The organism is Microbacterium sp. NPDC087868 (assembly GCF_044900755.1).
Classification (GTDB): Bacteria; Actinomycetota; Actinomycetes; order Actinomycetales; family Microbacteriaceae; genus Microbacterium; species Microbacterium galbinum.
Map to the genome: position 1 here is coordinate 323,845 of NZ_JBJDNO010000001.1, position 21,377 is coordinate 345,221.

Sequence of the window (21,377 nt, forward strand, 5' to 3'; positions counted from 1 at the left end):
TGACCATCAGGTCACCGGGCCTTCTCGCGGTCTCGAGGGTGTCAGTCGCCCGCGAGCGAGGCTGCACCGATGATGCCGGAGTTGTTGCGGTGGATCGCCGGGACGATCGGGGTCTTCAGGTCGAGGAGCGGGAGGAAGTCGCCCGCGTTCTTCGACACGCCGCCGCCGACCACGAACAGGTCGGGGCTGAAGAGGAATTCGATGTGCGAGTAGAACGCCTGCAGGCGCTCGGCCCATTCGGCCCAGGTGAGCCCCTCGCGCTCGCGCGCAGAGGTCGCGGCCCACTGCTCGACGGACTCGTACTCGCGGAAGTTGAGGTGACCGAGCTCGGTGTTGGGCAGCAGTACGCCGTCGTTGATGAAGGCCGAGCCGATGCCGGTGCCGAGGGTCGTGAGCAGGGTGAATCCACGCACGTCGCGCGCCGCACCGTGTCGTGCCTCGGCGACGCCCGCGGCATCCGCGTCGTTCACGAACACGATGTTGCGGCCGAGGCCGTCGCGGAAGAAGCGCTCGGCGTCGAAGTCGACCCACTCCTTCGACACGTTGGCGGCCGACAGCGTCTTGCCGCGCTTCACGATGGCCGGGAAGGCCACGCCGAGGGGGAGGGTCGACTCGTGCACGTCGAGGGTCTTCAGCACCGTCTGCACGGCCTGCAGCACGTCGCCGGGAGCCGCGCCCTCGGGCGTGGGCACCCGTACCCGATCGGACGCCATCGTTCCGTGCTCGAGGTCGACGATTCCTGCCTTGATTCCGGTACCGCCGATGTCGACGCCGATCGCTTTTGCCATGACCCACAGCATAGCGACAGGCGTTCGCGCCAGTAGGATCGATGACATCAGACGACGAAGGGACGGGCCATGTCGGACGGCGAACACAAGTACTGGTACAACCTCGAGACCAAGCAGGTCGAATTCGGGATGATCTCGCAGTCGATCGACCGCGTGGGCCCGTTCGACACCGAGGCCGAGGCCGCGAACGCACCCGAGACGCTGAAGGCGCGCTCCCGCGCCTGGGCCGATGAAGAAGCGGCCGAATCCGGCTGGGACGAAGGAAAGGGCTGAGGCTCCGCACGATATGGACAAGCAGAGAGACTTCGTCCTCCGGACGATCGAGGAGCGCGGCGTCAAGTTCGTCCGCCTGTGGTTCACCGACGTCATCGGCACGCTCAAGTCGGTCGCCATCGCGCCGGCCGAGGTCGAGGGCGCGTTCGCCGAGGGCATCGGCTTCGACGGCTCGGCCATCGAGGGGCTCACGCGCAGCCATGAGTCCGATCTGCTCGCGCAGCCCGATCCGACGACGTTCCAGACTCTGCCGTGGCGGGGCGAGATCGATCCGACCGCCCGCATGTTCTGCGACCTGACGACGCCCGACGGCCAGCCCGCGGTCGCCGACCCGCGCCACGTGCTCAAGCGCACGCTCGCGAAGGCAGCCGATGCCGGGTTCACGTTCTACACGCACCCCGAGATCGAGTTCTACCTGCTCAAGTCGTCGCAGTACGGTCCGGAGGGACCGGTTCCGGTCGACTCCGCCGGGTACTTCGACAACGTGCCCGGCGGCACGGCGCACGACTTCCGTCGTCGTTCGGTGCGGATGCTCGAAGACCTCGGCATCTCGGTCGAGTTCAGCCACCACGAGGGCGGACCCGGTCAGAACGAGATCGACCTGCGCTACGCGGACGCCCTCACCACCGCCGACAACGTGATGACGTTCCGCACGGTGATCAAGGAGGTGGCGATCGAGCAGGGCGTGTACGCGACCTTCATGCCGAAGCCCCTCAGCGGCCACCCGGGCAGTGGCATGCACACGCACATGTCGCTGTTCGAGGGCGACCAGAACGCGTTCTACGAAGAGGGCGCGAAGTACCAGCTCTCGAAGACCGGGCGTCACTTCATCGCCGGCCTCTTGCGCCATGCGAACGAGATCTCGGCTGTCACGAACCAGTTCGTCAACTCGTACAAGCGCCTGTGGGGCGGCGACGAGGCCCCGAGCTTCGTCACGTGGGGGCACGCCAACCGTTCCGCGCTCGTGCGCGTGCCGATGTACAAGCCCAACAAGGGGCAGTCGTCGCGCGTCGAGTACCGTGCGCTGGACTCCGCCGCGAACCCGTACCTGGCGTACGCGCTCATGCTGGCCGCCGGCCTCAAGGGCATCGAGGACGAGTACGAGCTCCCGCCCGAGGCCGAGGACAACGTGTGGTCGCTCAGCGACGCCGAGCGCCGCGCGCTGGGCTACTCGTCGCTGCCCGCGAGCCTCGACCACGCCCTCGAGTACATGGAGGACTCCGAGCTCGTCGCCGAGACGCTGGGCGAGCAGGTGTTCAACTACGTGCTGCTCAACAAGCGCAAGGAGTGGGAGGCGTACCGCGGCCAGGTCACGCCGCTCGAGCTGAAAAACAACCTCGAGCTGCTCTGAGCCGTGCGCATGGCCCGTCCGGACGATTCCTTCTCGCTGTCCGCGCTGGCTCGACTCGGATTCGATGAGCTCGGCGAGGCCGCCGAGGCCCTCGCCGAGCTCGCCGAACTGCTCGGTCGCTCGCGTGCCGAGCTGCTGACGGGGGCGGATGCCGCCGATCCCGACGCGGCCGTGCGCGGGATGCTGCGGGTGGCGCGACGCGACCCCGCGCCGTTGGCGGCCCTGCTCGACGGCGGAGACACCCAGCGCCGCACCTGGCGGGTGTTCGGGGCATCCGAGGGGTTGGCGGACTTCTTCCTCCGCAACCCCGCGGAGCTCTCGGTGCTCGCCGACGAGGTCGATGCGTTGCCGACCGCAGACGAGCTCACCCGGGCGATGCTCGCCGGTGTCGGCGCCGTCGACGGCTTCGCGCGGTCCGGCAGTGACGACGAGGTCGTGGCGCTCCGGGTCGCCTACCGCCGCAGCCTCGCGGCGATCGCGGCCTACGATCTGACCCGGACCGCACCGGTCGAGGCTCTCGCCGATGTGGCGGCGGCGCTGGCGGACGCGGCCGGTGCGGCGCTCGAGGCCTCGCTGGCCGTGGCGCGCAGTCGATTGCGCGAGACCGTCGATCAGCGCGAGGTGGCGGCCGTCCGCCTCTCGATCATCGGCATGGGCAAGGCCGGTGCGCGGGAGCTCAACTACGTCAGCGACGTCGACGTGATCTTCGTCGGCGGCACGGCCGATGAGGAGATCGTCTCCGAGTCGCGTGCGATCGATCTGGCGACGAAGCTCGCCCGCGAGACCATGCGCGGCCTGAGCGGCATCGAGAAGGAGCCGCCTCTCTGGGAGGTCGACGCGAACCTGCGGCCGGAGGGCAAGCAGGGTGCTCTGGTCCGCTCGCTCGGATCCCATCTGGCCTATTACGACCGCTGGGCGAAGAGCTGGGAGTTCCAGGCCCTGCTGAAGGCGCGGCCCCTCGCCGGCGAGCCGGAGCTGGGGGCGGAGTACATCGGCGCCGTGCAGCCGAAGATCTGGTCGAGCGCGGCCCGCGAGGATTTCGTCGACAGCGTGCAGCGCATGCGCGAGCGCGTCAAGGAGCACATCGATCCGGAGGATGCCCCGTACCAGCTCAAGCTCGGCGAGGGCGGATTGCGTGACATCGAGTTCACCGTCCAGCTGCTGCAACTGGTGCACGGACTCACGGATGCCACCCTGCGCACCCGTGGCACCCTCGAGAGTTTGGAGGCCCTCGTCGAGGGCGGGTACATCGGGCGGGTCGAGGCGACGACCTTCGCCGACGACTACCGGGTCCTGCGACTGATGGAGCACCGGCTCCAGCTCAAGGAGCTCAGCCGCACCCACCTCCTGCCGCGGACGCCCGCGGGACTCCGGGTCCTCGCGCGCAGCACGGCGCTGGCCGACAGCGGTGACGGCATCTGGGCGCGCTGGGAGAGCGTGCGACGCGAAGTGCGCGAGATCCACACGCGGCTCTTCTACCGTCCCCTCCTCAGCGCGGTCGCCGCGTTGCCCGAGGGCGAGCGCTCCCTGTCGACCGCGCAGGCGCACGATCGTCTGGCGGCGATCGGCTTCCGCGATCCGGCGGGCGCGTTGCGACACATCGGCGCGCTCACGAGCGGACTCAGCCGCAAGGCCACGATCCAGCGCCACCTCATGCCGGTGATGGTGCGATGGTTCGCCGACGGCACCGATCCCGACTACGGCCTGATCGCGTTCCGCCGCATCAGCGAGCGCCTGGGCAACACGCACTGGTTCCTCCGGATGCTGCGGGACTCCTCGGGGGCGGCCGAGAGCCTCACCCGGATCCTGTCGACGTCGCGGTACATCGGCGAACTCATGGAGTGGATCCCGGAGTCCGTGGCCTGGCTCGACAGCACCGAGTCCCTGCGTCCGCGCGGCGGCGCCGCGCTGTCGGAGGAGGCCAGGGCGATCCAGACGCGGCACGAGACGATCGGCGACGCGCTGCGTGCCGTGCGCGCGTTGCGGCGTCGCGAGCTGCTGCGCACCGCGATGGGCGGGGTGCTCGACGTCCTGACGATCGAGGACGTCGCGACCGCTCTCACCGACATCACCGAGGCGACCATCCAGGCCGCGCTGCGTGCGGTGCTGCGCGATGTCGTGCCGCCCGAAGACGATGCGCTCGACTTCGCGGTGATCGCCATGGGCCGGTTCGGGGGAGCGGAGCTGGGCTTCGGATCGGATGCCGACATCCTCTACGTGTACGCGGCGAACGGCGTCGATCCCGACCGCGCGCAGACGCTCGCGACGAAGATCGTCGCCGGTCTCCGTGAACAGGTCACCGACCATCGGCTTCCGCTCGATCTCGACGCGGGACTGCGCCCGGAGGGTCGCCACGGTCCGGTGGTGCGATCGATCGAGGCGTATGCCGAGTACTACCGCCGCTGGTCGCTGTCGTGGGAGGCGCAGGCGCTCCTTCGGGCGCGTGGCGTCGCCGGCAGCGCCAAGCTGATCGCGCGCTTCACCGAGCTCGCCGACACGATCCGCTACCCCGCGTCGATCGACCTGCAGGGCACCCGCGAGATCAAGCGCATCAAAGCGCGCGTCGAGGGGGAGAGGCTTCCCCAGGGGGCCGACCCGCGTCGCCACCTCAAGCTCGGCCCCGGGACGCTCAGCGATGTGGAGTGGCTCGTACAGCTGCTCCAGTTGCAGCACGCGCACGCCGTGCCGGGCCTGCGTACGACGTCGACGTTGGGAGCGCTCGGCGCGGCGGTCGATGCCGGACTCCTCCCGGCCGAGGCCGCCGATCGCCTCCGTGAGGCCTGGTTGCTGTCCAGCCGTCTGCGTTCGGCGATCACGATCCTCACCGGAACGACCAGCGACGTGCTCCCCGCGGATCGCCGCGAGCTCGACGGGATCGCGCGGATCCTCGGCTATCCCGACCGCTCGGCCACCGAGCTCGAGGAGGAGTACCTGGGCGTCACTCGACGCGCCCGCAAGGCGTTCGAGCAGGAGTTCTACGGCTAGACCCGTGTCGACTTGCGGCGAGACGCGTTCGGCCCCAGGCTTGGCCTCATGAGCGTCTCGAGCATCGGCATCGTGTGGAATCCGTCCAAGATCGACGGAGACGAGGTGCGCGCCGCGGTCGACGAGGTCTTCGGAACGGATGCCCCGATCCGGTGGTGGGAGACGAGCATCGACGATCCGGGGCGCGGGATGGCCGCGGAGGCCGTCGCGGACGGGTGCGAGGTGGTCGTAGCGGTGGGCGGTGACGGGACGGTCCGTGCCGTCGCTGAAGCCCTGGCCGGCACGGAGGTCGCTCTGGGGATCGTTCCGCAGGGGACCGGCAACCTGCTCGCTCGCAACCTCGGAGTGCCGCTGACCGGTATGGTCGCGGCCCTCGAGCGCGTGCGCGATGCCACTCCGCAGCACATCGACCTGGGCTGGGTGGAGTTCAACGGCGAGACTCGCGCGTTCGCCGTCATGGTGGGGTTCGGGATCGATGCGCAGATGCTGGTCGAGACGAACGACGACCTCAAGGACCGGGCGGGATGGCTCGCGTACGTCGAAGCCATGGGGCGCGCGCTGGCGGGCACGGAGATGACCGACATCACCGTGACCGTGGATGATCGCGAACCCGAGGAGGTGCGCGGGCACACGATGCTCATCGGCAACTGCGGCATGCTCCAGGGCGGACTCCGCCTGCTCCCCGATGCGCAGCTCGACGACGGGTTGCTCGACATCCTCCTCATCAGCTCGGAGGGCGCGCTCCAGTGGATGAACACCCTGCGTTCGGTGGTGTGGGACAACGGCATCCGGCGGCTGCTCACCGGTGGCGACGAGGCGGTCAGCACCGATTCGGCGCAGCATCTCGCCGTGGAGAGGATCGCGGTCTCGCTCGCCCAGCCGCTCGTCTTCGAGATCGACGGTGAGGAGATGGGCGAGATCACTCAGTTCGCGGTGCGGGTGCAGCCGGGCGCTCTCACGGTGCGGTGAGCGCCGGCGGCACCTGCTTGCGGTCCTGAGCGGGGAACACGACCTTCTGCACGATGATGATGATGCTCGCGGCCACGGGGATCGCGACCAGGGCGCCGAGGATGCCGCCGAGCGCACCGCCGGCGACGGCGGCGATCACGACGAGCGCGCCGGGGACGGCGACGGCCTTGTTCATGATGCGCGGGGAGAGCACGTAGGCCTCGACCTGCATGTACACCAGGTAGTAGATGATGGCGATGAGCGCGGTCACGGGGCTGATGAACAGGCAGATCAGCGAGTTGATGATCGACGCGGCCAGGGTGCCGACCAGAGGGATCATCGATCCGATGAAGGCGATGAGGGCGAGCAGTGCCGGCACCGGCGCACCGATGATGCTGAGGAAAATCAGGCTCAGGATGCCGTTGACGAGGGCGAGGCTCGCCTGACCCATGACGTAGCGCCCGACGGCGCCGGAGACGTCTTCCAGCAGGCCGCTGAACGTGTCGCGCTGGTAGGCGGGCACGAAGCGCGTTGCGACCTTCTTCATGCTGCGCAGCGATGCCATGAAGTAGAGGGTGAGGATGAGCACGATCGTCACGCCCGTGAAGCCGCCGGCGATACCCGCGCCGACCGCGAACACCCCGCCGCTGATGTTGAGGATGTTGCCGGGATCCTGCACGAAGCTCAGAACCCCCTGGGCCGCGTCTTCGAAGGTCGATCCGAACTGCGCCGTCACGTCCTTGAACCAGGCGCTGGCCATGAAGTCTTCGACCATCTGCGGGCCGTCGTTGACGAGGTTGGTGATCTGCTCCACGAGGATCGGGACGATCGCGAGGATGATGCCCGCGAAGGCGAGCACCACGACGGCGACGACGATCGCGACGGCGGCGGGCCGCGGGAGCTTGCGCTCGATGAACGAGACGATGGGGTCGAGTCCGAGGGCGAGGAAGATCGCGACGCCGATGTAGACGAACACCGTCGCCAGCTGGCCGACCATCCCGCCGATCGCGAGGGCCACCAGAACGCCGAGTGCGCCGAGCAGTCCGAACATGAAGGGATTCGTGCGGGCCGCGGCCGTGACCGAGCTGACCTGCCGCGAGGTGCGGCCCGTCGCGGGGCCCGATTCGATGGTCTCGGTCCTCGTGACTGATTTTCTGCGGCGCATGATGGATCCCCTCGTAGTGCAGACCTCTCAGTTGACCACCGCGTCCGACCCGGGTCAAGCAAGGACACGCGGGCTTGCGCAGGCCACTGTTCTGTGCCTGTGGATGGCGGGTCAGCGCAGGATGCCGCGGTGCCGGGCTTCCGATACCGCGGCCGTGCGCGACGTCGCGTCGAGCTTCGTGTAGATGTGCGCGAGATGCGACTTGACCGTCGTCTCACTCACGAAGAGCTCGCTCGCGATCTCGGTGTTGGTGCGGCCGGCTTCGACGAGTTCGAGCACCTGGATCTCGCGCGCGCTCAGGCTCGCTTTCGGGGCGCGCATCCGCTGCAGCAGCCGGGTGGCGATCACGGGCGCGAGTGCGCTCTCCCCGGCCGCGGCCGCACGGACCGCCGCGGAGAGCTCATGCGGCGGCGCGTCCTTCAGCAGGTAGCCGCTCGCGCCCGCCTCCACCGCTCCGAGGATGTCGGCGTCGGAGTCGTAGTTCGTGAGGACGAGCACGTAGGGCGGTGCGTCGAGTGCCCGGATCCTCCGCGTGGCCTCGGCACCGGATCCGGCCGTTCCCGCGCCGAACTGCAGATCCATGAGCACGACATCGGGGTTCGCGCGTTCCGCGACGGCGACGGCCTCGTCGGGGGTCGAGGCTTCCGCTATGACCTCGATGTCGTCGTCGAGGGCGAACAGGGCGACCAGTCCGGCGCGGACGATGGGGTGGTCGTCGACGACCAGGAGACGGATCATGCGCGGCCCTCGAGAGCCAAGGAGACGCGCAGCGTGGTCCCCTCACCCGGAAGGGAACGGACGTCGAGGGTGCCGCCGAGCTGATCCACGCGCTCGCGCGTCGCGCGCAGTCCGAACGAGTCCGAACGGGCGGGGCGGTCGGCGTCCAGGCCGGCGTCGAACCCGCGGCCGTCGTCGGAGATCACGAACTCCAGGTCGCCGGGACTCAGGGTGAGGGCGATCGTCGCGGTGCGCGCATCGGCGTGCTGCACGACGTTCGACATCGCTCCCTGGGCGATCCGCAGCAGCGCGGTCTGCACGTGCATGGGGAGATCGACCGCCTCCGAGACGCGCACGTCGACGTCGAGTCCCTGCGTCGACCACTGGTCGTCGGCCAGACGGCGGAGTGCCCCGGCGAGACCGTGGTCATCGAGGTCCGGGGGAGCGAGTTCGCGAATGAACCGGCGCGCCTCGCCGAGGTTGTCTGCGGCGGTCTCACGGGCGAGGCGGAGGTGCTCGATCCCCGGGCGCTCCGGATCCGTCCGCTCGGCGGCATGGAGCAGCATCTGGATGCTCGACAGGCCCTGCGCGAGCGTGTCGTGGATCTCCCGTGCGAGACGTGCGCGCTCCGCCAGCACTCCCGACTCGTGCTCGGTGGTCGCCAATCGGTCGCGGGTCGCGAGCAGTTCGCGCATGAGATCTTCCCGCTGCCGTGCCTCCTGAGCGAGGGCTTCGTAGCCGAGGCCGATCAGCAGGGCGACGCCGGCGCCGACGAGGGGCCCCACGACCCCGCCGACGGTCCATCCGCTGTGGAGACCGAGCGTGCAGATCGCCACCCCGGTCGCCAGGAGCAGGGCGAGCGTGCCCCATCGGCGCCCGAGCACGTGCAGGTAGAGGAAGAACAGGGGGAAGACCAGATACGCGGCCTCGGCGGTGAGGAAGACCAGGAGCACCCATTCGACGCTGACCGCCGCGAGCCACACACCCGTGAGCCAGCTCGAGCGAGAGGTCGAGCGAGCCAGCGCAGCCCCGCACCCGTATGTCGCCAGAAGCGCGACGGTGAGGGCGATCGCGGGGATGCTCGTCGGGGTTGGAGCGAGGAAGGCCCGCACGATGACGAGTCCGCACAGCGCGACGAAGAGCAGGTGCAATCCCGTCCGCAACCCCGTGAAGACGGGTGTGAGCGGGGTGTGGGCCATGCCTCGAATCCTACGCTTCGGGGTGCGCACCGCATCGTCCGAAAGGACGATTCCGTCCCCCACCGAACGGCCGGTCAGGACCGTGCACACGGCCGATGAGCGCGGACCACCGAGACAGGAGAGTGGAAGCGTCGTCATTCCGACGGCAGGAGAGGAACCCCGCATGTACATCGCCCTCCGCGACCTGCGCTTCGCCCGCGGACGATTCGTCCTGATCGGCACCGTCGTCGCGCTCATCACCGTCCTGGTCGGATTCCTCAGCGGACTGACCGGCGGCCTCGCCGTCCAGAACATCTCCGCCGTGGTCGGCATCCCCGGGGACCGCGTGGTCTTCGCCGATCCCGGTGCCGACGACGGACCGAGCTTCGCCGAGTCACGAGTGACCGCGGAGCAGGCATCCGAGTGGGAATCCACCGCCGGTGTCGAATCCGTGCACCCCCTCGGCATCAGTCAGACCAGAGCGGAGTCGGAAGACACCGTCGCATCGATCGCCGTCTTCGGCGTGCAGCCCGACTTCGCGCCGCAGTCGCCGGTCGCCTCCGGAGAGCTCGTGCTCTCGCGTCCCGCAGCGGACGAGCTCGGCGCGCACCTCGGCGACCCGGTCACGATCGCGGGCACCGCGTACACGGTCGTGGGTATCGGGGGAGACGACTGGTACAGTCACACGCCCGTCGTGCGGATGACCCTCGCGGATTGGCAGGCGTACGCGGAAGCGACCGGTGATCCGGATGCCTTCGCCACGGTGCTCGCGGTCACCGGTTCACCCGAGTGGGACGCGGCGGACAGCCGGATCGGCACTCGATCGACGACCATCGTCGGCTCTCTGACGGCGCTGAGCGCCTTCCGTTCGGAGATCGGGTCCCTGCTCCTCATGGTCGCGATGCTCTTCGGCATCTCGGCGCTGGTCATCGGCGCGTTCTTCACCGTGTGGACGATGCAGCGCACACCCGACATCGCGATCCTGAAGGCCCTCGGCGCCCGCACCTCGGTGCTCGTGCGCGATGCGCTCGGACAGGCGGCGCTGGTGCTCGTGGCGGGCATCGGCGCCGGGATCGGCGTCGTGTCGATCCTCGGGGCTCTTGCGGGTGCCGCGCTGCCGTTCCTCCTGAGTCCGCTCACCACCGTGCTTCCGGCCGTGCTCATGATCGTTCTCGGTCTCGCTGGCGCCGCGTTCGCCCTCCGTTCCGTCACCTCCGCCGACCCCCTCACCGCACTCGGGAGCAACCGATGATCCGCCTCGAAGACATCACCCTCACCTTCCCCGACGGAAGCGATCGCATCACCGCCGTCGACCACGTCACGCTCTCGTCGTCCCCGGGCGAGGTGACGGCGATCACCGGGCCGAGCGGCTCGGGCAAGTCGAGCCTGCTGGCGGTCGCGGCCACGCTGATCCGGCCGGACTCCGGTCGTGTCGTGATCGACGGCGTCGATGCCACGACCCTGACGGCAGATCGGGCGTCCGAACTGCGCCGCACGTCCATCGGGATCGTCTTCCAGCAATCGAATCTTCTCCCGTCCCTGACCGCTCACGAGCAACTCGTGGTCATGAACGAGCTCGGTGGCGATCGTCCGCGGCGACGCCGTGCGGCCGCGACCCGACGTGCCGAATCGCTCCTCAGGGATGTCGGCCTCGCGGAGCACCTCGACAAGCGTCCGCACCAGCTCTCGGGAGGACAGCGTCAGCGCGTGAACATCGCGCGTGCGCTGATGAACGAACCGAGCGTGCTCCTCATCGACGAACCGACCAGCGCACTCGACCAGGAGCGCGGCGCGAGCATCATCGACCTCCTGCTGCGTCTGACCGACGAGCGGCGCACGTCGACGCTGCTCGTCACCCACGATCTCGTCCATCTGCCACGGATGCACTCCGTGGTCCAGCTCGTCGACGGACGTATCGATCACCCCGCCGCGGTCACGCGCTGACTCGCTCTTGCGCACTCCCGTCCCGCGACGCACCATCGGAGCATGACCAAGTACCTGATCTCCTTCCCCGCCGAAGCGATGGATCTGACGGAGGAGGAGTTCCCGGAAGTCGTCGAGACCTCGCACGCCGTGATCGACGAGGCCAAGGCCGCGGGCGTCTACGTCTTCGGCGGCGGGATCGACGAGGACGTGGCTCCGGTGCTCGTGACCGGTCGCGGTGCCGTGAGCGACGAGACGTACCCCGGGTCGCGGATCACCGGAGGATTCCTCGTCCTCGAGCTGCCCACGCGAGCGGATGCCGTCGACTGGGCGGCGCGCGTCGCGCACGCATGCCGGTGCCCTCAGGAGCTCCGGGAGTTCGGGTACGACCCGGCGAGCTGACGAGCCTCGGCCCGGGCGTGACAGGCTGGGACCATGAACTCCGCGGTCGATCCCCTCTCCTACGATCTCGACGGCGTGCGCGACCGGGCGCTGCGCGAGCGAGGGGGCGCCGTCGACGACAGCATCCCGGAACTCGCCGATGCCGACCCCGACCTGCTGGGCATCGCGCTCGTCACGCTCGACGGCGAGACGAGGGCGACCGCTCAGGCCGACGTGCAGATCAGCATCCAATCCGCCGTCAAGCCGTTCCTCTTCGCCCTGGCGCTCCAGGACCATGGACCCGCGGCTCTCGATCGTCTGGGCATCGAGCCGACCGGGGAGGCCTTCGACGCGATCAAGCTGGAGAGCGGCACCGGCCGCCCGCCCAACCCGATGGTCAACGCCGGCGCGCTGCTCACCTCGGCGCTGGTGGACGGCGCGGATGCCGCCGCCAGGAGTCGACGGATCCTCGTGGGACTGTCGGCTTTCGCGGGTCGTGACCTGAGCGTCTCCGAGAGCGTCGCCGAGAGCGAGCACCTGCTCGGTGATCGCAATCACGCGCTCGCTCACCTGATGCGTTCGGAGGGCACGCTGCAGGTCGGCGCCGACGAGGCGGTCGCCGTCTACGCCCGCGCGTGCGCCGTTCTCGTCGACGCGCGCGATCTGGCGGCCATGGGCGCCACGCTCGCCGCCGGAGGGCGGAACCCGCTCACCGGGGTGCAGGTCGTCGGCTCCGACGTCGCACGCGACGTCGTCTCGGTCATGGCGACCTGCGGCGTGTACGACGGGTCGGGGAGGTGGATGCGCCAGGTCGGTGTGCCGGCGAAGTCGAGCGTGTCCGGCGCGATCGTCCTCGCGGTGCCGGCGGCGCTGGGAGCGGCCGTGGTGAGTCCGCCACTCGACGAGCAGGGGACCAGCGTGCGCGGACATCACGTGAGCGAGGTCCTGAGCCGGGAGCTCGGCCTCCACGCGTTCGCGATGCCGCGCGGGTGACGCCGCTGCAGAACGAAAGAGCGCCCCGCCGGCCGAAGCCGGTGGGGCGCTCTTCTCGATCCGGGATCAGACGCCGAAGTACAGCTCGTACTTTCCGTGGGTGCATGTCGGCGCGTGCCCGTTCGGGAATCCCCGTAGTTCCGGGCTTCTCCATGGTGGGGAGTGGTGTCGATGCGCGGGCATATCTGGGGCTTCTGCGGACTTTCTGCGGACTCGCGGTGACTCTCGCGGACACCCCCGCTTACGTCGAGCTCGAGACGCTACTCGAGTGGTGGCGCCGCAAAATGGCAGAGTCACCCGTGCATCAGAACCGGATCCGACGCCGAATCCTCGACGCCGGGAAGAGGCCCCGCCACTCTCGGCGGAGGTACTCGCTCAGCGGGTGCGTGCCGCGGCTACACGCAACGAGACGGCTACCCGACTCGCCGTCAGCGCGGAGGACGTTGACACCGCCACGGAGGCCGCGGTGTCCTGGGAGGACGTGCTGCGCGAGCTCGCGACTTCCGTGGCCAGGCGGAGCACGCGGCGCTCATGCGGACGATGGAAGACACTGCCCCGGTATGCGACGGCCTCGAGACGTTCACCCGTGACAAGTTCGTCGACCCGGAGGAACTCGCGATGATGCGCGGCGTCTGCGCGGAATGCCCACTGTCCGATGTCTGCGCCGCGTTCGCCGCGGCGGGTCGGCCGGCCTCGGAGATGTGGGCCGGGGTGCTGCCGTCGGAACGAAACGGCGGCACCCCGGGAATCTTCACCCGCTAGAGCGAATTAGTAGCCCCGTGGGTTCGAATCCACTCCACCTGCTCGGGCGTCAGATGAGCCGGCACGGGTGGCTGAGCCTCCCATCGGGTCAGTGTCGGCCCTACACCTGCTGCGTGCGTTATAGCGATCACCAGATCGGCCGTCAGATTACGCTGGGGATCTTCGACGAGAGCGCTGCGTGCGCTCTCGGGGAGTTTGAACCACCAATCGGCGATGCTCATCGTTCAGTCGATCGGCTCGGCGAGGATGTATTCCAGATCCTCGCGAGTGACCGGGACGCTGAGAGTGACAGTGATCGTTCGCGAGGCGTTCGAGGTCGGAAGGGATAGATCAACGTCGGTTACCCGAGCCCCCTCGAAGCTCAAGTCGCGCTTCCGCTCGAGAAGCCGATCGGCCAGATCCTTGTCGCTGTACTGCCGTGAGATGAATGCCATGGCCCACACCATAACGTGGACATCGGACATGCATGGCCCGCGAGGAACGCTGGCGCAGGTGACGGACAGACTGCCAGACTCCCGACTATGAGCTCGCAAGATATCGGCAACCTGATCCAAATAGCGGTTGTCCTGGCAGCAGTCGGGGCAGCGGTCGTCGCTCTCATCGTCTCGGCGAAAGACCGCAAGAATGCTCAAAAGATCGCTGAGGACGATCGTTCCGCAGCTGCTGCCGTCGCGGCGGAAGACCGCCGCGAGGCGCTGCGTCAGGCACACCTCATGTTCGAGTTAGAGACACTCACGAGGCTGCTCGAGAACCTCAACAAGGGCGGATCGAGCGATCGGGAGGAGTCCAAGCGACTCGGATCGGAAGCGCTGACCCTCATCGGAGCCCTGGGCCGTGAGCGCATTCCGAAGCTGTGGGATGAACGGGTCGGCGACGACGCTAAACTGCAGGGCTTGCTCGGAGCCGACGACGTGCCGGCCTACCGCAAGCCGGCGATCGAGACGCAACTCGCGGTCAACGAGGTGCTGCGCGAGATCAGGGGCGTCCAGCGCTCTTGATCAGTGTCGGCCGGGCTTTGGTCGCGGGAAGTTCGTCGCGTTCGGCGCATCGTCGATCGCCGCGGCCGTCACCGCCCTTTCGCGTCACACCGGTCTCGGAGCGGCGTCCGTCAGTCAGTAGCCCTTGCTGAGCTTCCGTAACTGGTCGACGAGGACGGATGCGTCGGCGTTCACGTTCGACGAGTACACGCGTTGCATCAGACCCGTACTGAAAGTGACTTTCGGCTGGCCAACCCCGAGGACGCGCACTCCCGGCTCGGCATGCTGAAACAGCGCGCGAGTGAGAATATGACCGGCATCACTTAGCGCGTCCGTCTCGACATCGACCTGCTCCTGCGCGAGCTCATACCACTCGGCGCCGAAGACAACGCGGCACCGTCGGTGAATGAGCCTGCGCCGCCACGCGGGGAGATCCTCCGCGATCCTTAGGACGGCGAGTGCGCGCACGCCGTCTTCGGCATCGGATGTGCGTACCTCGCGCTGCAGGTTCCTGCCCCTTCCAGCGGCACGCTCTCGAGCGGCGCGCAACCAGGGCGCCACCGCCTTCCTGAGTTCTCTGCGCGCGACATCTGCGCGTTCGGCGCGGATCTTCGCGCCTGTGAAATAGCGCACACCGACGTAAGCGACGATGAGACTGCCGCTGATGCTGGCCACGAAAGTTAGAGGCTCGAATGAGGTCACGAAAGACAAGCTAGTGGGTGGGCTCAATACGAAGAGCCCGCCCCAGCAAGATGCTGAGACGGGCTCTATCAGAGATTCTGCGGACTCCCTGCGGACTAACCCCTGGAATCCCGCGAGATCTGGCTACACGCCGAAGTACAGCTCGTACTCGAACGGGTGCGGGCGCTGCGCCATCGGGAGGATCTCGTTCTCGTACTTGTACGAGATCCAGGTCTCGATGAGCTCCTTGGTGAACACGCCGCCCTCGAGGAGGAACTGGTGGTCGGCCGCGAGAGCGTCGAGCGAGTCGAGCAGCGAGTTCGGCACCTGCGGGATGCCCTTGGCCTCCTCGGGCGGAAGCTCGTAGAGGTCCTTGTCGACGGGCTCGTGCGGCTCGGTGCGGTTCTTGATGCCGTCGAGGCCGGCCATGAGCTGCGCGGCGAAGGCCAGGTACGGGTTACCCGAGGCATCCGGCGCGCGGAACTCGATGCGCTTGGCCTTGGGGTTGGAGCCGGTGATCGGGATGCGGATCGCGGCGGAGCGGTTGCCGGCCGAGTAGACCAGGTTGACCGGCGCCTCGAAGCCCTTGACCAGACGGTGGTAGCTGTTCAGCGTCGGGTTGGTGAAGGCGAGCAGGGCCGGCGCGTGCGCCAGGATGCCACCGATGTACCAGCGCGCGATGTCGCTGAGCTGGCCGTAGCCCGCCTCGTCGTAGAACAGCGGCTTGCCGTCGTTCCAGAGCGACTGGTGCGTGTGCATGCCGGAGCCGTTGTCGCCGTAGAGCGGCTTGGGCATGAAGGTCGCGACCTTGCCCCACTCGTTGGCGGTGTTCTTGACGATGTACTTGAACTTCAGGATATCGTCGGCCGCGTGCACCATCGTGTCGAAGCGGTAGTTGATCTCCTGCTGACCCGCGGTGCCCACCTCGTGGTGCGAGCGCTCGAGGATGAAGCCGGCGTCGATCAGCTTGAGCGTGATGTCGTCGCGCAGGTCGGCCGTCTTGTCGACCGGGCTGACGGGGAAGTAGCCGCCCTTGTACGGGGTCTTGTTGGCGAGGTTGCCGCCCTCTTCCTCGCGACCGGTGTTCCACGCGGCCTCTTCGGAGTCGACCTTGTAGAAGCTCTCACCGGCGGTGACGGAGTAGCGCACGTCGTCGAAGATGTAGAACTCGGCCTCGGGGGCGAAGAACGCGGTGTCGGCGATGCCGGTGGAGGCGAGGTACTTCTCGGCCTTCTTGGCGACCTGGCGCGGGTCCTTCGAGTAGATCTCACCCGTGCGCGGGTTGTAGATGTCGAAGATCATCACGAGGGTGCTCGCCTCGCGGAAGGGGTCGATGTACGCGGTGGTGACATCGGGGATGAGCTGCATGTCGGACTCGTGGATGCTGGCGAAGCCGCGGATCGAGGAGCCGTCGAACAGCTGCCCCTCGGTGAAGAACGCCTCGTCGACCGTCGATGCAGGAATGTTGAAGTGCTGCTGCACACCGGGGAGATCGGTGAAACGGATGTCAAGGAACTTGACGTCGTTCTCCTTGATGTAGCTCAGAACCTCGGACGAATCTTTGAACATGTACGACTCCTGTAAGACGGATCGATGGCTTCGGGGCCACTCGCAGAGTACGGTCGGGGGATTTCTCCACGGTATCGACTTTGTTTCGGGCGTGTTACAGCGCCTCGCCGGTCGGAGCGCATATCGGCCCTCGGTAGGCTGGGATGGTGACGGATGCTGTGAACGCTTACCCCGGTGAACGCCTCGGACTGCCCGCGTCGGGCACGGGGAGCGTCGGTCGCCTCGGACGACGCATCGGAGCGCTCCTGATCGATTACGTCGCGGCGACGATCATCGCCACCGCGTTCCTCGGTTTCGACCAGTTCGCCCTGCCCGCCGAGGCGGGACTCAGCCAGTTCGGCCCGATGGCCGTGTTCGCCCTGCTGCAGATCCTCTTCATCCCCACGGCGGGAGGAAGCCCCGGGCACCGCATCCTCGGGATGCGCGTGGTGCGCCTCGACGGCGGCTGGGTGGGCCTGTGGCGACCGATCGTGCGCACGCTGCTGCTCATCGTCGTGATCCCCGCGGTGATCTTCGATGCCGACCAGCGCGGACTCCACGACAAGGTCGTCGGCACGGTGCTGATCCGCACCTGAGCGGTCAGATCCTGCCGCGGTTCCGGCGACGGGCCTCACGCGGCGCCCGGCCCCCGAGGAACGATCGCGCGGGGTCGACCGAGAATCCCTGACGGAGCGCCTCCCGGCCGATGAGCATGCGGAAGCCCATCTCGTCGCGGTTGCTCAGCGTGACCTCCGCCAGCACCTCGCGGTCGACCAGGCGGATGAGGAGCTCCACCACGAGGCGCTCCTGCGCGTGGCCGGAGGAGCTGCGCACCGCGCGACGGTCGTGCACGGGGGACTCGACGACGACGGCATCCGCCTGACTGTCCTGCCAGGGCTTGACCTTGAATCTGACCCACGGCGCGCCGTCCTGATCGAACTCGTGGATGTCGAACGCGTGGAGCGATGAAGTACGTGCGCCGGTGTCGATCTTGGCCTTGATCCAGTCCACGCCGAGATCGGGCAGGCTCACCCATTCTCGCCACCCCGTAAGAGTGTTTGAATGGGATGTCTTCGTCACCCGACCATCCTGGCAGGAAATCTTCGTGAAGCTCGCAGTGCTCTCCCGTGCGCCCCAGGCGTACTCCACCCAGCGCCTCCGTGCCGCCGCGCTCCAGCGCGGGCACAACGTCAAGGTGCTGAACACGTTGCGCTTCGCGATCGACCTCACCGCGGACGAACCCGACCTGCACTATCGGGGGCGTCAGCTCAGCGATTACGACGCGATCCTGCCCCGCATCGGCAACTCGATCACGTACTTCGGCACCGCCGTGGTGCGGCAGTTCGAGCAGATGGACGTCTACACGCCGAACACCGCCAACGGAATCTCGAGCGCCCGTGACAAGCTGCGCGCGAACCAGATCCTGTCGCGGCACAACATCGCCATGCCGCCCACCGCCTTCGTGCGCAACCGCGCCGACGTGCGCCCGGCCATCGAGCGCGTCGGCGGGGCTCCCGTCGTCATCAAGCTCCTGGAGGGCACGCAGGGGATCGGCGTGATCCTCGCCCCGCAGGTCAAGGTGGCGGAGGCGATCATCGAGACGCTGCACTCCACGAAGCAGAACGTGCTGATCCAGAAGTTCATCGCCGAGAGCCGGGGTCGCGACATCCGCGCGCTCGTCGTCGGTGATCGCGTCGTCGCGGCGATGCGACGTTCGGCGGCCGGCGACGAGTTCCGATCGAACGTGCACCGCGGCGGATCGGTCGAGGCGGTCGAGCTCGATCCGGTGTACGAGCGCGCCGCCGTCCGGTCTGCTCAGATCATGGGCCTGCGGGTCGCCGGCGTCGACATGCTCGAGGGTGATGACGGCCCTCTCGTGATGGAGGTGAACTCCTCGCCGGGTCTCCAGGGCATCGAGACGGCGACCAAGCTCGACGTCGCGGGAGCGATCATCGACTACATCGCCGGGCAGGTCGCGTTCCCCGAGATCGATGTGCGTCAGCGTCTCACGGTCTCGACCGGGTACGGCGTCGCCGAGCTCATGGTGCACGGTGCCGTCGACCTCGTGGGCAAGACGCTCGGCGAGGCGGGTCTGTGGGAGCGCGACATCACGGTGCTGACGCTGCACCGCGGGGTGACGGTGATCCCCAACCCGCGCAAGCACGTCGTGCTCGAGGCCGATGACCGGCTGTTCTGCTTCGGGAAGCTCGACGAGATGCGCTCGATGGTGCCCGAGCGTCGCCGCCGGCGCGCCAAGGTGCGGCGCCTGCCTCGCCAGCCCCTCTCGGAGTGAGAGAAGCGCGGCCGTCCCCCGAGGGGAACGGCCGCGCTTCGTCTTTCTTCGGCTGTCGGCGCTCAGCGCGGACGCTGGGCGCGCACCTTGGTCGGGTCGATCCCCTTCGGGATCGGCAGCGACGACAGCGACTGCGACACCGACTCGATGCGGCGGATGACGGCGGCCATCGTGGCCTTGTCGATCGCCTTCGGGATCTTCTTGATCGTCTTGGCAAGGTCGGAGATCGCGACCTCGTCATCGCCGTGTCCGACGTAGAGCACCGTGACGGGCACGCCGTTGGCGACGCGCTGGGCTTTGCTGCGCTCCTCGTTGATCAGACGGGTGAGGCGTCCGCGCGCGCCCTCGCCGACGACGACGATGCCGCCGCGGCCGACCGCGCGGTAGACGGCCTCCTGGGTCTTGGGGTTGATGCCGACCGGGGTGTCGGATGCCTGCCAGCGGGGTCCGAGGCTGGTGCTGATGACGTGGCCGGTGGCGCCGGGCATGCCGTCGATCTTCGTGTACATCGCCGAGGTCGACAGGCGCGTCATGAGGAACATCGCGGCGAGGACGCCGAGCATGAGTCCGGTGATGCCCCAGAGCAGAAGAGTCCACCACTGCAGCGGGGGGATCAGGTACCCGACGACGAGTCCGATGAGGATGCCGCCGATGAGGATCGCGAGCTGCGCCCAGGGCAGCCAGGGGTACGCCTCCTTGGTGAACCTGAAGAGGGACTTGATCTGGGAGAAGAACCCAGGACGCTTCTCGGGTTCGGGAGTCTTTGCCATAGGGACAAGCCTACCGAGTCCCCGGTGCCGCTGATGCCGTCGTTCGCGCCGAGCGGAGCGCGATCGTCAGGGCGTCGACCGCTCCTGCACAGAGCGCGGATCGTGCGGATCCATCCCCATCAGCCCGTTTCCCGCTCTCGAGCCCTGGGCAGTGCGCTGTCATGGGGACATGACAGATGACGCAGCCGGCACCCCGACGCCACCGCTCGTGCCGGATGCGCACCGGGTCGTCCGCTCGCTCGACGCGGCGGAGACTCCGTTCGGCGGACTGCTCGTCACCCGCGGGGAGGGCGTGGCGGTGCAGGTGGATGCCGGGGCGCTGGCGGGATGGGCCGGCTGGGGTTTCGCCGGCGCCGAGCACATCGCCGCACCGCTCGACGTCGTGCGGCGTCGCGACGGGCACGACGTGCTGCTGCCGTGGTGCACGGAGAGGGTGACGAGCCTTCTCGCGCGTCGACACGTCGTCGACGAGCATCTGTCGCTGGGGGAGTGCAGCACGCTCGTGGCGAGCGTGCTGCGGGGGATCGACGAACTCGGGGAGCCGGGGGCACGCGAGAGCGGCACCTGGTGGGTCACCGGGGAGGGACGCCCCGTGTTCGTCGTCGGGGAGGGGGAGGCCGCGTGCGCGGGCGCGGCGCGTGTGGTCGAGCTCGTCGCGGAGGGGTGCCGCGACAGGGGAATGGGGCGCGTCCTCGCCCAGGTGCAGATGGGGCTGCATCTGGGTGAGGCGCAGCCACGCGTACCACAACGTCGGATCGAGGAGTGGGAGGAGGCTCTCCTGCAGATCGCGTCACCGCGCCCGTTGCGGTGCGACGTGCTCACGCCCGAGCGCGCGCGAGACGTCGCCCGAGCGGCGAACGCCCGTCCGAGCGAGCGGCAGGCACTGGGGCGCCGAGGAATCGCGTGGACCGGATCGGTGGAGTCGCGTCGGGCGAGAAGGGCGGAGCGGCCCAGCCTCGTCGGTGAGGCGCTCGGAGCGCTCCGGGGGAGCGTCGCGGAGGCGGTGCGGCGCGTCGCTCGTGCGCTACCGGATCGGGACCCGCAGTCCTTGGCCAGACGCTCGGCCTCTCCGTCAGCGAGTGGCACACGGAATCGAACCGACGAGCGGGTCGGGCCCCGCTCACGTCGTCGGAGCCTTCTGATCGCCGCTGCGGCGGCGGTCGCGGTGCTGGCGGGCGGCCTGCTGTGGCCCGGCGGCGAGTCGGGGGAGGCTGCCGAAGGGCACGGCGCTCCGTCTCGGACGGCGTCCGAGAGCGCGACGGCCACGGAGCCGGCGACCGCAGACGAGACGTCGGGGTCTCCGAGCCCGACGCCGGCGGCCGAGGATCTCGGAACGACTGCCCCCGCGTCCGACGAGACGGCGGTTACGGCGGCTGCATCGCTGCTCATCGGAGCAGCCTCCTGCGCCGAAGCCGGGGCCTCATCGTGTCCGGACGTGATCGCCGAGGGATCGACGGTCGATGTCGTGGAGCTGGGCGAGATCGCCGGCACCGAACCCGCCATCTCTCCCGTCGACGAGTACGGTGACGTCGCGGTGATCCGTGCGGAGTCTCCGGCGGCACCGCGCATTCTCGTCCTCGTGCGGATGAACGAGAAATGGCTGGTCCGCGACGTGTACGACGTCGCGGACCAGCCATCATGAGG

22 protein-coding genes are annotated in these 21,377 nt (G+C 68.5%); 13 read left to right on the plus strand and 9 right to left on the minus strand.

Annotation, left to right across the window (positions count from 1 at the left end; genetic code table 11):
• Positions 1-41 precede the first annotated feature (41 nt).
• Positions 42-788, minus strand: a complete 747-nt coding sequence (ppgK, locus tag ACI2JZ_RS01650; protein WP_247622337.1) for a polyphosphate--glucose phosphotransferase — start codon at positions 786-788, stop codon at positions 42-44.
• A gap of 69 nt (positions 789-857) precedes the next feature.
• Between ppgK and ACI2JZ_RS01655 the strand changes: the two genes are divergently transcribed.
• Genes ACI2JZ_RS01655 through ACI2JZ_RS01670 form a run of 4 tightly spaced genes read left to right on the plus strand, consistent with a single transcriptional unit; the run spans position 858 to position 6,366 of the window.
• Positions 858-1,061, plus strand: coding sequence for an SPOR domain-containing protein (locus ACI2JZ_RS01655; RefSeq protein ID WP_247622338.1), 204 nt, complete (start codon positions 858-860; stop codon positions 1,059-1,061).
• A 13-nt stretch (positions 1,062-1,074) separates the two neighbouring features.
• Entirely contained in the window at positions 1,075-2,412 is a 1,338-nt protein-coding gene (glnA, locus tag ACI2JZ_RS01660) for a type I glutamate--ammonia ligase (protein WP_247622339.1), read from the plus strand.
• Between the two features lie 9 nt (positions 2,413-2,421).
• The gene (locus tag ACI2JZ_RS01665; RefSeq protein ID WP_404596316.1) at positions 2,422-5,397 is read left to right on the plus strand and encodes a bifunctional [glutamine synthetase] adenylyltransferase/[glutamine synthetase]-adenylyl-L-tyrosine phosphorylase; all 2,976 of its coding nucleotides are present in this window, start codon (positions 2,422-2,424) and stop codon (positions 5,395-5,397) included.
• A gap of 48 nt (positions 5,398-5,445) precedes the next feature.
• Positions 5,446-6,366, plus strand: a complete 921-nt coding sequence (locus ACI2JZ_RS01670) for a diacylglycerol kinase family protein (RefSeq protein ID WP_247622341.1) — start codon at positions 5,446-5,448, stop codon at positions 6,364-6,366.
• On the opposite strand, the gene ACI2JZ_RS01675 is transcribed toward ACI2JZ_RS01670, so the two are convergent.
• The 3 genes from ACI2JZ_RS01675 to ACI2JZ_RS01685 all read right to left on the minus strand — a co-directional run bounded on the left by ACI2JZ_RS01675 (position 6,353) and on the right by ACI2JZ_RS01685 (position 9,426).
• Positions 6,353-7,510, minus strand: a complete 1,158-nt coding sequence (locus tag ACI2JZ_RS01675) for an AI-2E family transporter (RefSeq protein WP_404596317.1) — start codon at positions 7,508-7,510, stop codon at positions 6,353-6,355. The genes ACI2JZ_RS01670 and ACI2JZ_RS01675 overlap by 14 nt on opposite strands.
• A 111-nt stretch (positions 7,511-7,621) precedes the next feature.
• On the minus strand, positions 7,622-8,248 hold the full coding sequence (locus ACI2JZ_RS01680; protein ID WP_247622344.1) for a response regulator transcription factor: 627 nt from the start codon (positions 8,246-8,248) through the stop codon (positions 7,622-7,624).
• A complete protein-coding gene (locus tag ACI2JZ_RS01685) occupies positions 8,245-9,426 on the minus strand; it encodes a sensor histidine kinase (protein WP_404596318.1) in 1,182 nt (393 codons plus the stop codon). Before ACI2JZ_RS01685 ends, ACI2JZ_RS01680 begins: the two co-directional genes overlap by 4 nt.
• Before the next feature lie 163 nt (positions 9,427-9,589).
• On the opposite strand from ACI2JZ_RS01685, the gene ACI2JZ_RS01690 reads away from it, so the two are divergent.
• The 5 genes from ACI2JZ_RS01690 (at position 9,590) to ACI2JZ_RS01710 (ending at position 13,464) form a co-directional block, all read left to right on the plus strand.
• Complete coding sequence (locus ACI2JZ_RS01690; protein ID WP_404596319.1) at positions 9,590-10,657, plus strand: ABC transporter permease; 1,068 nt, start codon at positions 9,590-9,592, stop codon at positions 10,655-10,657.
• A complete protein-coding gene (locus ACI2JZ_RS01695; RefSeq protein WP_404596320.1) occupies positions 10,654-11,349 on the plus strand; it encodes an ABC transporter ATP-binding protein in 696 nt (231 codons plus the stop codon). The genes ACI2JZ_RS01690 and ACI2JZ_RS01695 overlap by 4 nt, the downstream gene beginning before the upstream one ends.
• Before the next feature lie 42 nt (positions 11,350-11,391).
• Entirely contained in the window at positions 11,392-11,730 is a 339-nt protein-coding gene (locus ACI2JZ_RS01700; RefSeq protein WP_336640285.1) for a transcription initiation protein, read from the plus strand.
• Positions 11,731-11,763: 33 nt separating this feature from the next.
• The gene (glsA, locus tag ACI2JZ_RS01705; protein ID WP_404596321.1) at positions 11,764-12,702 is read left to right on the plus strand and encodes a glutaminase A; all 939 of its coding nucleotides are present in this window, start codon (positions 11,764-11,766) and stop codon (positions 12,700-12,702) included.
• A gap of 540 nt (positions 12,703-13,242) precedes the next feature.
• Positions 13,243-13,464: a WhiB family transcriptional regulator gene (locus ACI2JZ_RS01710; protein WP_404596322.1), complete on the plus strand. Its 222-nt coding sequence runs from the start codon at positions 13,243-13,245 to the stop codon at positions 13,462-13,464.
• 224 nt (positions 13,465-13,688) lie between these two features.
• On the opposite strand, the gene ACI2JZ_RS01715 is transcribed toward ACI2JZ_RS01710, so the two are convergent.
• A complete protein-coding gene (locus ACI2JZ_RS01715; RefSeq protein WP_404596323.1) occupies positions 13,689-13,898 on the minus strand; it encodes a hypothetical protein in 210 nt (69 codons plus the stop codon).
• A gap of 87 nt (positions 13,899-13,985) precedes the next feature.
• Between ACI2JZ_RS01715 and ACI2JZ_RS01720 the strand changes: the two genes are divergently transcribed.
• Positions 13,986-14,462, plus strand: a complete 477-nt coding sequence (locus tag ACI2JZ_RS01720; protein ID WP_404596324.1) for a hypothetical protein — start codon at positions 13,986-13,988, stop codon at positions 14,460-14,462.
• A 114-nt stretch (positions 14,463-14,576) separates the two neighbouring features.
• Here ACI2JZ_RS01720 and ACI2JZ_RS01725 read toward each other — a convergent pair whose 3' ends face one another.
• Positions 14,577-15,143: a hypothetical protein gene (locus tag ACI2JZ_RS01725; RefSeq protein ID WP_404596325.1), complete on the minus strand. Its 567-nt coding sequence runs from the start codon at positions 15,141-15,143 to the stop codon at positions 14,577-14,579.
• A gap of 123 nt (positions 15,144-15,266) precedes the next feature.
• Positions 15,267-16,691, minus strand: coding sequence for a type I glutamate--ammonia ligase (gene glnA / locus ACI2JZ_RS01730; RefSeq protein ID WP_247622350.1), 1,425 nt, complete (start codon positions 16,689-16,691; stop codon positions 15,267-15,269).
• Positions 16,692-16,834: 143 nt separating this feature from the next.
• Between glnA (ACI2JZ_RS01730) and ACI2JZ_RS01735 the strand changes: the two genes are divergently transcribed.
• Positions 16,835-17,266, plus strand: coding sequence for an RDD family protein (locus ACI2JZ_RS01735; RefSeq protein WP_404596326.1), 432 nt, complete (start codon positions 16,835-16,837; stop codon positions 17,264-17,266).
• 4 nt (positions 17,267-17,270) lie between these two features.
• Here the strand turns inward: ACI2JZ_RS01735 and ACI2JZ_RS01740 are convergent, their stop codons facing one another.
• Positions 17,271-17,750, minus strand: a complete 480-nt coding sequence (locus ACI2JZ_RS01740) for an ATP-dependent zinc protease (protein ID WP_282185356.1) — start codon at positions 17,748-17,750, stop codon at positions 17,271-17,273.
• A gap of 25 nt (positions 17,751-17,775) precedes the next feature.
• Between ACI2JZ_RS01740 and ACI2JZ_RS01745 the strand changes: the two genes are divergently transcribed.
• Positions 17,776-18,963, plus strand: a complete 1,188-nt coding sequence (locus ACI2JZ_RS01745; RefSeq protein WP_247622353.1) for a RimK family alpha-L-glutamate ligase — start codon at positions 17,776-17,778, stop codon at positions 18,961-18,963.
• 62 nt (positions 18,964-19,025) lie between these two features.
• On the opposite strand, the gene ACI2JZ_RS01750 is transcribed toward ACI2JZ_RS01745, so the two are convergent.
• Positions 19,026-19,733 carry a DUF4191 family protein gene (locus tag ACI2JZ_RS01750; RefSeq protein WP_404596327.1) on the minus strand — a complete coding sequence of 236 codons (708 nt, stop codon included), beginning with the start codon at positions 19,731-19,733 and terminating at the stop codon, positions 19,026-19,028.
• A gap of 169 nt (positions 19,734-19,902) precedes the next feature.
• Here ACI2JZ_RS01750 and ACI2JZ_RS01755 point away from each other — a divergent pair, with 169 nt between their 5' ends.
• Entirely contained in the window at positions 19,903-21,375 is a 1,473-nt protein-coding gene (locus ACI2JZ_RS01755; protein ID WP_404596328.1) for a hypothetical protein, read from the plus strand.
• Positions 21,376-21,377 lie beyond the last annotated feature (2 nt).